The sequence below is a fragment of the Thalassobacter sp. genome (genome assembly GCF_982993085.1).
This window is the reverse complement of the sequence record NZ_CEZFMW010000026.1, coordinates 20,980-32,479: the sequence shown is the minus strand read 5'-3', so window position 1 is coordinate 32,479 and position 11,500 is coordinate 20,980. Positions and strand designations below refer to the sequence as shown.

Annotated in this window: 9 protein-coding genes; 1 reads left to right on the top strand and 8 read right to left on the bottom strand. The window is 55.3% G+C overall.

Features of this window, described 5'->3' with window-relative positions:
• Positions 1–211 precede the first annotated feature (211 nt).
• Positions 212–2,647: a GcvT family protein gene (locus AC4GMC_RS06235; protein ID WP_487876513.1), complete on the top strand. Its 2,436-nt coding sequence runs from the start codon at positions 212–214 to the stop codon at positions 2,645–2,647.
• A gap of 105 nt (positions 2,648–2,752) precedes the next feature.
• Here AC4GMC_RS06235 and AC4GMC_RS06230 read toward each other — a convergent pair whose 3' ends face one another.
• From AC4GMC_RS06230 to AC4GMC_RS06195, 8 genes are all read right to left on the bottom strand, one after another.
• Positions 2,753–3,580 carry a hypothetical protein gene (locus AC4GMC_RS06230; protein WP_487876514.1) on the bottom strand — a complete coding sequence of 276 codons (828 nt, stop codon included), beginning with the start codon at positions 3,578–3,580 and terminating at the stop codon, positions 2,753–2,755.
• Positions 3,577–3,906: a hypothetical protein gene (locus AC4GMC_RS06225; RefSeq protein WP_487876515.1), complete on the bottom strand. Its 330-nt coding sequence runs from the start codon at positions 3,904–3,906 to the stop codon at positions 3,577–3,579. Before AC4GMC_RS06225 ends, AC4GMC_RS06230 begins: the two co-directional genes overlap by 4 nt.
• Positions 3,907–4,060: 154 nt before the next feature.
• Positions 4,061–4,894, bottom strand: a complete 834-nt coding sequence (locus AC4GMC_RS06220) for a dynamin family protein (protein ID WP_487876516.1) — start codon at positions 4,892–4,894, stop codon at positions 4,061–4,063.
• Positions 4,891–6,954, bottom strand: a complete 2,064-nt coding sequence (locus AC4GMC_RS06215; protein ID WP_487876517.1) for a dynamin family protein — start codon at positions 6,952–6,954, stop codon at positions 4,891–4,893. The genes AC4GMC_RS06220 and AC4GMC_RS06215 overlap by 4 nt, the downstream gene beginning before the upstream one ends.
• Before the next feature lie 53 nt (positions 6,955–7,007).
• Entirely contained in the window at positions 7,008–7,988 is a 981-nt protein-coding gene (locus tag AC4GMC_RS06210; protein ID WP_487876518.1) for a hypothetical protein, read from the bottom strand.
• Positions 7,985–8,899 carry a PP2C family protein-serine/threonine phosphatase gene (locus AC4GMC_RS06205; protein ID WP_487876519.1) on the bottom strand — a complete coding sequence of 305 codons (915 nt, stop codon included), beginning with the start codon at positions 8,897–8,899 and terminating at the stop codon, positions 7,985–7,987. The genes AC4GMC_RS06210 and AC4GMC_RS06205 overlap by 4 nt, the downstream gene beginning before the upstream one ends.
• Positions 8,883–9,857 (bottom strand): FHA domain-containing protein, encoded by a 975-nt coding sequence (locus AC4GMC_RS06200; RefSeq protein ID WP_487876520.1) that lies wholly within the window; start codon positions 9,855–9,857, stop codon positions 8,883–8,885. The genes AC4GMC_RS06205 and AC4GMC_RS06200 overlap by 17 nt, the downstream gene beginning before the upstream one ends.
• A gap of 51 nt (positions 9,858–9,908) precedes the next feature.
• Positions 9,909–11,435, bottom strand: coding sequence for a serine/threonine-protein kinase (locus AC4GMC_RS06195; protein ID WP_487876521.1), 1,527 nt, complete (start codon positions 11,433–11,435; stop codon positions 9,909–9,911).
• Between the last annotated feature and the right edge of the window lie 65 nt (positions 11,436–11,500).

Here is an 11,500-nt window from a genome sequence, read left to right as displayed (position 1 = left end):
CAGTTTGACGCGACTCATGGCTTTCTCCCTGTCAAATGGCGCGGTTCGCAGTCGAAGCGTACCCTTTCAAGGATCAATTGCAACGCGATCGTCACGAGGCGCACGGCGCGACGTTAACTGGACCTAAGGAATACTTGCAATTCGACTTTTCAACACACTTGGTTCGTGGTTTTCTGCGGTTCAAACGCTCGACAATCAGAGGCCTAACCCCATGAAATCACGAACTAAAGTCGCTGTAATCGGTGGCGGCATCGCAGGCTGCTCGACTTTGTATCACCTGACCCAAGAAGGTTGGAGCGACGTCGTCCTAATTGAACGTGATGAGCTAACAAGCGGCACGACTTGGCACTCTGCCGCTCAGGTGACGAATTTTGGGATGAACCAGACGATGGTGGGGCTAAAGTCGCACTCCATCGCGCTATACAAAAAGCTACGCGACGATCCGGAATACCCCGTAGGCTATCACCACGGTGATGGCGGCATACGGCTTGCCAATACCGAAGGTCACATGCAGGGCTATCGCCATTTTGCCTCGATGGCGCGGGGCATGGGCGTTGAATATGAGATCTTGGATGCCGAGGAATGCGCGCGGAGGCATCCGCTGATATCGACCGAGAACTTGCTGGGCGGTTTATGGGATGGTGAGGACGGTGATATTGACCCCGCCCAACTGTGTCAGGCCTTAGCGTTTCATGCGCGCAAAGCGGGCGCTGAAGTTTACCGCAACACCGCCGTAACGGGCCTCAAGCAGCTGTCTGATGACACTTGGATTGTGCACACCACTAAGGGGGACATTGCGGCAGACATCGTCGTGAATGCTGGTGGCTACCGTGTCAACGAAGTCGGGGCGATGATGGGTGTTCGGCACCCCGTAGCGTCGATGGAGCATCAGTATTTCGTCACCGAAGACATCCCCGCCATCGCCGAGGCCGGTCACCGGATGCCGCTTTTGCGGTGCCCAATCTCGGATTATTACTCGCGCCAAGAAAAGGGCGGATTGCTGGTCGGCTTCTATGAGCAAGATTGCAAAACATGGGGCATGGATGGGATCAGCCCAGACTTTTCCAATGACCTTTGTCCTGACGACCTAGACCGCGTGATGGACGTGCTAGAGGGCGCATTTGAGCGGATGCCCGTCTTGGCCGAAGTGGGCATCAAGCGGGTCGTTAACGGCCCAATTACATACACCATCGACGGCGCGCCATTGGTGGGCCCAATCCCTGGAAAGCGGAACGCGTTCTGTATCATCGGCCTACGTGCCGGGCTAGGAGAAGGCGGTGGGCATGGCTGGCTATTGGCGCAACAAATCGTACATGGCGAGGCGTGCTATGACACGTGGTGCATCGATCCGCGCCGCTTCACCGGCCACGCGACGGTGGAGTTAACCGCGCTCAAAGCCATCGAAGATTATCAAAATGAGTTCCGCTTCCACTTCCCCCATGAACATCGGCCCGCGGGCCGACCTGCAAAAACCACTCCGCTCACTCCTGTATTGGCGGCTGAGGGCGCGGAATTCACCGTGGTAAACGGGTGGGAGCGCGTGGACTTTATCAAACCGACGTCCGACTTTGTGGCGACGCATTCGTTTGAATTTGACAACACTTTCGAAGCCGTCGGCGCAGAAGTGGCACATGTTCACACCAAGGTCGGTTTGTGTGAGGTAAACGGTTTCAACCGGTTTGAGATTACTGGCGCGGATCGTCACGCATTTGTGGATCGGATGAGTTGCAGCTTTGTGCCCAAAAAAGACGGCCGCTTGGGGTTGGTCTATCTGCTCAATGAGCATGGAATGGTGAAGGCAGAGGCCACTGTCGCCAACCTGCCCGCAAGCGACCGAGGCCCGGAGCGCATGTGGTATGGGTCAGCCGCCGCAAGCGAATACCACGACATGGACTGGCTCAGCGCACATATCCGCACAGATGAAGACGTCCAAATTCGTAGCCTCACCAATGACATGACGATCCTTGTTCTGGCCGGCCCAGATGCGCGCGCGGTCCTACAAGCCTGCGCACGCGGCGATTGGTCAAACGACGCGTTCCCGTTCCTGCGGGTGCGCGAGTGTGAGATCGGGTTTGCGCCTGCGACTGTCATGCGGGTCAGTTTTTCGGGCGAACTCGCCTATGAAATCCACGTGCCCAACGCATCCCTATACGCCGCCTATCTGGCATTGCGTGCAGCGGGGGCAGGTTTCGACTTACGCCTGTTCGGCGCGCGGGCCGTTGAAACCATGCGAATGGAAAAGGGCTTCTTGCACTGGAAAGCTGATATTATCACCGAATTCGACCCCTATGAAACAGGCCTCACGCGGTTTGTGCGCATCGATAAGGGCCCGTTTATTGGGCATGAGGCTTTGAAAGAACGCCTCGCGCAGGGGCCCAACAAGCAGCTCGTGACACTGCACATCAAAACAGATCACGCACCCGCACATCCCGGCGCGTCCTTGATGCAAGACAATCGCGTTGTCGGAACAATCACGTCCGGCGCATGGGGGTATCGAGTGAGCAAAAACCTAGCCTATGCTTTTGTTGAGATAGACGTCGCCGGCCTAGGGGCGACGATGTCGCTTGATCTATGCGGAGACATGGTCGAGGCCGAAGTCATAGCTCCGGGTGCTTTTGACCCAAAACACGAACGTATGCGTGGATAGAGATGGCAGGTTGCGTTTGTTTTGCTTGATGGCTGGAAAAGTTCATAAGCACGCGCATTGATGGTCATTCGGGAGATGGGCTTGTCTCGTGACACCAAGCCCATCTCATAAGGAAGCCTCTGGCAATTTCGCCAAATGGCTTTGCCAAAGCGTAATCAACTCGGTCGATTTTTCGTATGGGCACAAAGCCAAAAGAATTGCCCCCGATTGGGTCGCACAAAAAACTGATCGGCCGCCGGAAGGATGCCCGCTGTAGATTGCACAGGCTGTCTCGGGCATATCTTCTGAAACGATGCGGGTTTGTTCAATATGTTTAGCTCCCTCTTCCATCGCCAAAGACTTCAGCGGCTCTAGCAGGCCTGGATCGCCCCAGAGCACCTGAAATTCTCCGTCCTTCAACACCACCAAAGCCTCTGCCAGCACGCGGCATTGATCGGAAAAAGCGGCTAGAGGCGATAATGGAATGGCGTCGGCCTCGCTCAGGACACGTGAAATATCGAGTATCGCGGGTGGGTCGCATTCTTCATCATCCTGTAGCTCGTTTGGATCAAAGCGGTATGAACGAACCGTTGGTTGATTGGCTTTGCGAAAAAAACGTTCCAGGGCCTCAGCAACGGGCTCGGTACAGACAACTCGACGCGGATCCCCCGTGCCAGAGGGTTTGTAGAAGCGAGTTTTGCCAAGGGAAGTGAAGTACTCAACGCCTAGCAAGCGCCCTCCGTTCACAAAGAATGAGATCTTCCCAGCCCGGTCATTTGTGAAGACAAGTCGCCTCGGCAGTTGGGTTTCTTCGATCTTCGCGATCAAGCTCGCTCTTGGGTCATCCATACTCAAGGGACATTTTTCGCGGAAATTTAGAGATTGGGCACACGACAGGCTGTGCAATCGAGAAACAAGCACTGAAACATCTGGCAGTTCTGCACCGTCACTCATTGCGACACGTCCAGCGTATCAATCGCGGCACGTACAGCGGGCAAAAAATGAGATAGAGAAATTTGAGCTGAACATACGCAACAAAACGCATCATTTTGTTTGACCGTCGACCTGAGGAAAACTCCTACCTCTTCATGCTCAATGAGTATCGCTTCGAAAGCGTTGGTATCAGTACCGTTGGTGATAAGGCTGCCGAGAGATCCGCTTGCCGTACAAGACAACACATCCTTAGCAGTAGAACACAGACCGCTAATTTCTTCCTGCATACGAGACGTATCAGCGCTTACTGACAGGATCATCCCAGCACTTAGATCGGCGAATGCCATCAACGTGCACTCAGGAAACTGGGTCCGAAGTGATCGCATCCGTTCTGCGACTTCCATGCTGACACTATGCCTCCCGATTGGCCTTTTGCTCTAAACCGTTAAGCCGGCACGATACGTCATGGGACATTGCAAAAGGGTAAACAGCGAAAACGCTTCAATCGGATTCGGGCCGCGGCGTCACGGCACGTACTCCGCCAATACGGCGCGGCACGATGCGCCGTAAGGATTGTTCATTGACAGGTCTTGCAGACACACACGGCGGCGCGGCCTTTGCACCGGTTTCGCCCAAGGATTTACACTCGGGATTGGGCCTAAGTTCATCTAAGATCTGCTTGAATTGGCGCACAAAATCACCTGCCCCCGTCCGCAGCCACGCATCATAATCATTCTGCTCGTGCGCGGCTTGCAAGAGTGAGATTGGAAGACAGGCACGAAACAAATCACCCACTTCCATGCGAACGCGCCGCATGATCTTTTCGCGATCTTTCTCATTCGTCACTTTATCAATTCGAGTGAGCAACAGAAGGCTGTGTGCATGTAAATTTTCTGGTAAATTGCTCCAGACTGCAGCCTCGCTCTGACGCCAAGCCTGTGTCGCATGGCTACACCAGAGAACACCATCAGCCCGCGCAATCATACGCTGCCAAATCTGTGGCGACATATTTGGATCAGAAATCCCCGGCATATCCAAAAGATCACATCTCTCGAGTACGTCGGCCTCAGAAAAAATCTGAACATAGGCGGTGTCTTCAAGCGGTGCTGCTGCGATATGGGACACGTCAATTGGATGCTCTACGCCATCAAGATCAACCCTAAAGGGAGGCTCTGCCCCATAAGAAATCATCACAGGGGGAACGTGGCTTGCGACGACTTGTACCGGCAATGGCTGACTGCCAATCAACAAATTGGCTAGCGTGCTTTTACCCGCACTAAATTCGCCCATTAGCGCAATACAAGGTTTGTCCTGATCCGCAGCTATTTGGTTCATCCTTCAAAAGCCTCTAGGCTTCGGATCGCGTGCTGCGCTTCGGCATCGCGTGCAATCAAGGCTTGGCGATCGAACAATGCGTCGACTTCATCCTCGGCCAGTAAGGGTGCAGATAAAGTATTTAGAAGAATTTCTGTCTGCTCATGCACAAATTTCTCCGCTTCCCGGGCCGCCTTTGCATGCAAAGCATCGCCATGCTGTGATTTTAGATCTTCAATCACACCGATGGTTTCAGCATGAATCAATTTCCGAAAATCTGCCGCAAAAGACTGATAACCCCGCCGTTTATACCACCAGTTGCGCCACCATGTGCCCTTCAAGTCTAGAGCGATTGTCTGCCCCAGTGTTACCGGTGGGGGTACACACGGCGGTGGTGGGGCTTTGATATCAAACAATTCAGACGGCAAACCCAACGCGCTTTGATAGAGTGATGTGATATCCGCCGCAGCCTGTTGCACACAACGATCGAAGGCTGATTGCACCGCTTTTCCGTAAGCTTGATATGAAGATCGAAGCAAAAGGCGCAAACCGGCCGGGTCATATTCCCACACTTCGCCGTCACCGCGTTGCTCTAGATGGGACAGCAAAGCATCCGTGGCACGCGCCAAAAAACTATCGTGCACACGGGTCAACCGGACAGAAAAAGCCGTCTGTGCATCAGCAAGCTCAGCCTTCAATTTCGTGTTTGAACTACCCTCAATCTCGGCAATTGCAGTATTGATCTCGGACGCGCTGAGTTGGACCGGGGTTTCTCCGACCCGCGCCTTGGCTTTTAGGTTGTCGGCCTGTTGCGCCCCAGAAAGCAGATTGCGGGCACGCACGGCCATTTGCCGATTTAGCTCCTGCCCCTCTCCACAGGCAATACGGCTTGCAATAGTCGCATAAAGCGCGGGCATCCCCGATAATTCCCACAACACAAAACGCGTTGTTTGATGTTGTAAGCTTGGGTCCTCATGCGAGTTCACGAGCTGCATTAGCGCGACCTTGCTTGCTTCAGGCACACGGGAAAATGACCCCACCATGGCGCCTTGTGCCCAGATCGCGCTGCCAAAGATAATCTCCGCGTCCTTTGGTCCATCCGTTTTGGCCAGCGTTTCGATAATGCTGTCGCGGATTTGAACCACTTGAGTGCTAGGCTCAGACAGCTCATCGATACGGTTGACGAAAATAATGACCTCGTTGGATTTTACGTTTGATATCAATCGCACCAACGCCAAATCCGTCGACGACAACGCCTGATGCGCAGACAGTACCACAACGCAGATACGGCTATCCCGGATCGCGCGAATAGTAATCTGCTCTCGCATCATAAAGGTGTCGTTTACGCCTGGCGTATCCCGGATACATAGTCGAATTGGCAGCGCGGGCTGATGAAAGAATAGATCAGCCGATCGCGTTATGTCCGCAAATCGCCCCTGCTGCTTAGATGCGCTGTCATCGAAATCGTCGCCAAGACAAACATACCTCTCGACCAATTCGTGATCGAAATAGCCGTACTCATGCTGCTGCCCGAGCAAAAGCTCAAACCTGTCACCAAGACGCAGTTTTGATTTTTGGCGCATTTGTTCAACCTGCGCTCTGATCTTGGCCAGTTCTTCATCTGCGCCAGCGCGGTTCGCCAGTTCCCCGATACGGCCACCGCCTGCAATCAGTCGATCCCACTCATTTTCTTCGAAAAAGCAAAACCGCGCGCGGGTTTCAGAGGCAATCGGTTCGGGCGACATGTGCAGTGATGTGACGACCGAAGTCCACGGGTTCACGTCCGTTGGCAACAGATCCGGGCGGCCAATCATGCAATTCACAAGAGATGTCTTGCCCGATTTAATCTGGCCGATCATCGTCACGCTCGGCTCAAACGCTTCGATCTTCGCCTCAAGCTGCGCAGCGATTTTGGCACTATTCTCATCACCAAGCTTTTTGGCCGTCCCAACGGCAGTCTGTATCGCCTGTGTCTTTTGCGCAAACGCGTCCAACCCCGCGACAGCGGACTTCAAAAGCCGCTCAGACGCGCTCAAACCATCGTCAGTATCCGGGGGTGCTATGGGAGGAGCTATGTTCATATCAACATAGCCAGTAGAGCACGGGGGTTAACACTCCGTGTAGCGCTGCCCAATTATGCGGCATTGAGCACTTCCAATTCGCGCCGCAACTGTAGCAAGGTTGTGACCGCGCAAATCGTCTGCGTAAGCCCACCCTCAACCGACAGAAGCAGGATATGGTCCGCAGCGGTACGCGCATCTTCGGACAAAAGTATCAATTCGTGCGATGCCACAGCATCAAGATGGGCTTGCATCGCCTCCGCCAATGCGTCCGCGGCGGCTACACAATTCGTCAGAATATACCCAAGTACCTCCGGGTCGTCGTCGACAATTTCAGGTGCTAAGTCACTGGTATACTCTGCTAGGATCGACAGCGCCTGTTGAGCCGCGTTTTGAGTGGCTCCCTCATCACTCCCTTGGCCAGTTTCAGCCACTGTGTTGGGTTCGGCTTCAGGCATGGGCACTTCGTCATCACGGCTGGCGAGAAACTTCTGAGCTTCCTCATAAGATGCCAACCTGAGCGCGCACACCATGCTTTCTATTTCACGTAGCAAAATGGACGATAGTTCTGCGTTTTGTGAACCTCGCTCTGCACCCAATACAATCGGGAACAGCCCGTGAAATTCTTTGGCTGCGATAATTTTGAGGTCGGCTAATTGGCCCTCACTGAGCCGCTCGGGGAGAGTTGTGACATCAGCAACTGGCACCAAAAAACTGAGGCGTTTCAAACGATCAGGGAGGGGCTGCCAAACCTGTACCTCTGCTGCGGAGAATACCGCCGTGCACCAAATGCAGATATCCGCGCCATTAGGATCAAACCCCGCGGGCGTGTCGGCAACGAACAACTCAATATCGGGCATGGCGCGTGCGCAAATGGCATTCGCTAGCGCATCCCGCCCCGCACTTTCTGGGCCTGCAATTAGCAGCCGTGTTTTAGATGCTATCGCAGCCAAGACACCCGTGCCCTCATCATGCGCGTCCGCTGAAAGCCTGCCGGACCGCAGTAGCACCTGAAGTGCTGCTAAGACCTCCCGATGGTCCTTGCCTTTACTCACCCCGCCGCCCCTTTTGCACGAGGTCCAATGGAAAACATCGGCTGAACAAAGTCAGGAATACTACCAGTTTCGATGACCCTTAATGGCACAGCTGGCCTTATGCTTGCGTCCCCACGAGCCGCCTTGACCTGAACCACGGACATGGAAACGTTGTCCAAATCCGGATCTTGTAGGCGCTCCAGCTGATCCATCAGACTATCGGATATCTCGGCACTCCCACTGAGAGGCTTATCGCGCAGCACGGCTTCTATCTCTAGATTAGACAGAAATTGTAGCCCATCGCTGGCGACAATCAGCGTGTCGCCCCCTCTCAGCGTCAGGGGGGCGTCGGGACAATCCATGTGTGGGATGGGTTTGCCATACAGCACAGAGGTTAGCACATTGCGATCGGGATGATCTTTCCCCTCTGCCTCACTCATCGCACCCGCTGCGACCATAGTATCAATTGCGCGGCTCATAGAGTGATCTTCATTGAGTTGGGTCAGTTCATTGTCACGGAACAGAAAAAGCGGGGAATCCCCGACCGATATCCAATGCAGCTCATCTGCGATCAGGACAGCGACCACCAAGGTCGACCCCATCCCGCTACAATCCGCGTGCATCTCAACATGAGATCGCAAACGACTGTTGGCCGCGCGCGCGGCGTCCTTAAGTGTATCTTGAATGCAGGACTTGTCCGCCACCATTTCGCTACGCATGGATGTCAGCGCGCGGAACACTTCCGTCAGGACAATCTGGCTGGCGACATCGCCTGCCGCGTGCCCCCCCATTCCGTCCGCAAGGATCACAAACCCAAGGTCCGCCCCATTTGCGATATCGGCCAGCATCGCATCTTCTTGATAGTCCCGGGCGCCCCGCGACATCGCCGAGGCAACATCAAAGGAGAATAGCGGCTCAATTTGTTTGTGCATGACCCGCGCCTTCCCAGACAAATGCGTCTCCACACAAGGCCACAAACCGCAGCGTTGTTTCACCGATACGGATCATATCCCCGTTCTGTAAATCTTCGGTACTTAGGACTGGGCGACCATTCAGACGAACAATGTTGGACTTTCCTCCATGCCCGAGGAAAAAGCCGTTGGCTTCCTCGTCGTAGGCGATGGCGGCATGTTGTTCGCGTGAGATACTTGTATCGCCAAGATCCAACACAACAGTTTGATCATCGCCACGACCAATGGTCGAAACGCCAGAATACAGCGTAAAGCTGTGCCCCCGGCCCGGCCCATCCGCCACGACGATCCACGCCACCGGAAAACGAGCCCCCTGTGGGCTGACTTGGGCCGCGGCTTTGTCAATCGGATCGACGATCGCGGCCTCTTGGTCAAACCCAAGCATCCGTGTCCGAACCCGACGTGCAGAGCGGCCAGCGGATTGCGGCGGGTCCGCCTCTGGCACTGGCGTTGGTTTCTGTGGTGGCGTCGTAAACTGCACCTCGGATACTGGCGTCCGATGCAGAGCCTGAGACTGCCGCGCCTCCTCTATCATTCTTTGCTTTTCCGCGATACGCGCCTGAAACGCCGCAATTTCTTGCGCCGCGAGCGCCTCTTGCTCGGCGAATGCATCAGACGGGTCCGGGGCGGCAGGGGCGCGCGCAGGGCTTACCAAATCCTCTGCGCGGGCCAGCGTATAGTCCTCATCCCGCGGGATTGGATCGATCTCACGCGGCGTGACGTCTGCAAGTATTGGCGTGCTAGGCACCTGATCTTGGGTCGGTTCCTCGGATAGTATTGGGCCACTCTCTGCACGCGCCAGCACCTCGGACAATGCGCGTGTGTCCAGAATTTGATCCAACTCCGGCTCAGCCATGTCGACGGGCGCAACAGGTTCGCTTTTGGGCGGTGTATTGAAGACGCGTTTAAACAAAGTCATCTAGGACCCTCATTTCATTTTGCTTTTGACGCGCTGACATCGCGCACAGGTTTACAACACATCCTCACCGTCCAGTGTCAGGATCGGCGGTGTGCTCGTCTGAGCCGGAACCACCGCAGGCGAGACCAGCGCGATGATCTGTTTGCCGTTCAGGCCAAGAACCACGGCAAACACCAGCGCCCCGATCACCGTCAGAACCATCGGCAGCTTGGAAGGGACGGGAACGGCTAGCGGCTGTGATATGGCTTTGGAATAAGACTTAGATTTGGGCTTGAGCTTGGCCGTGTACATCGCATCTATTGCCGCCTCGCTGGCTGCGACCCGTGCGACCTGTTTCAGGCGTGCTTTTTCAATCCAATCCGGCGCTTCGTCTTCGTCGCAATAACGCATTGGCTCTGGCTCTGGCTCAAGCGGATGGGCCAATTCCGCAAACCGCTGTTGATACGACACCTCGGCCTGTTTGGGCACGGGGTCGGTTGAAACCAGTTGGGGCGGCTGCGGCTCTGTAGGCTCCGTTGGCCCAGCTTCCTGCTGCGCAATCGCGATCAACTGCGTGACCGTCTTTTCGATGTCTCGCCCTTGGGTGGCGACCTGCGTCGGCGCAGTTGGCTCGTCCTCACCCCCGATGCACGCCATCCATTCTTGCGCGGATTGAACCCGATCCTTGGGCAGCACCGCCATCGCTTGATCCAAGGGCCGCAGAAACGCATCTGGGTACCCCGCGATACGCCCCACCAAAGGCACATAGGGATCCGGCTTTTTGTCCGCGATAGCCGCCAAACGCATTTGGCTATTGGGCGGAGCGGTCCCGGAGATGACATGCACAAATGTCGCCGCGAGTGCGTATAAATCGCTACAAGGCCCCTGCTTACTGCCCGCAACGTAGAACTCTTGCGGGGAATACCCGTCCTTGACCACCTGCACCGCTGACAGCGCACGGCTCTTTTTGCTGGCCTCTTCCCGAGCGGCCCCAAAGTCGATCAATACGGGGCTGCCCGAGGTATCGATCAAGATATTATCGGGTGAGATATCACGGTGCAGCATATCCTCTGCATGGACGACTGCGATGGCATCCAATATCCGCCAGAGCACTGATTTTATTTCTGCATACGCGGGGCGATCCCCCTTTGCGTCGATGATATCAAGCAGGTCCTGCCCCTCAACCAGATCCAACGCCATGTAGGCAGTCTCATTGTCTTTAAAGACCTGATGAACGCCTACTATATTACGATGATCCAGCTTCGCGAGGCTCCGTGCCTCTCGGACGAACATCTCAACGATCGCGTGGAACTGACCTTTTGAAGTCCGCGACCGTTCAACGACAGTGCGGTTTTTCCGCTGGCACAGCGCCTCGGGGAAGCATTCCTTTATGACAACTTGCCGGTCCAGACTGTCCCGCGCCACATAGGTGATCCCGAAACCACCGCTGCCCAAATACCGCTCGATGACATATTGGCCGCCCAACAACCGGGTGCCCACCGGCAGGAATTCTGCCGAAGTGTTTGGATCGTCTGGGGCATTGCTGAGTCTCATTGTTACGCGCACCACCACGGGCTGTTGCAAGCGCGCGGTCGTCATCGGGTGCGCGCCTTTCCTGAGGGTGAGATCGCGGCGAACTGTGGCCAAACGTCGACAAAAGGGGG

Excerpts from the sequence above, each read along its gene's own strand:
- AC4GMC_RS06225 (WP_487876515.1), bottom strand. The coding sequence starts at position 3,906 with ATGGCATTCGCCGATCTAAGTGCTGGGATGATCCTGTCAGTAAGCGCT.
- AC4GMC_RS06215 (WP_487876517.1), bottom strand. The coding sequence starts at position 6,954 with ATGAACATAGCTCCTCCCATAGCACCCCCGGATACTGACGATGGTTTG.
- AC4GMC_RS06235 (WP_487876513.1), top strand. The coding sequence starts at position 212 with ATGAAATCACGAACTAAAGTCGCTGTAATCGGTGGCGGCATCGCAGGC.
- AC4GMC_RS06220 (WP_487876516.1), bottom strand. The coding sequence starts at position 4,894 with ATGAACCAAATAGCTGCGGATCAGGACAAACCTTGTATTGCGCTAATG.
- AC4GMC_RS06205 (WP_487876519.1), bottom strand. The coding sequence starts at position 8,899 with ATGCACAAACAAATTGAGCCGCTATTCTCCTTTGATGTTGCCTCGGCG.
- AC4GMC_RS06195 (WP_487876521.1), bottom strand. The coding sequence starts at position 11,435 with ATGACGACCGCGCGCTTGCAACAGCCCGTGGTGGTGCGCGTAACAATG.
- AC4GMC_RS06200 (WP_487876520.1), bottom strand. The coding sequence starts at position 9,857 with ATGACTTTGTTTAAACGCGTCTTCAATACACCGCCCAAAAGCGAACCT.
- AC4GMC_RS06230 (WP_487876514.1), bottom strand. The coding sequence starts at position 3,580 with ATGAGTGACGGTGCAGAACTGCCAGATGTTTCAGTGCTTGTTTCTCGA.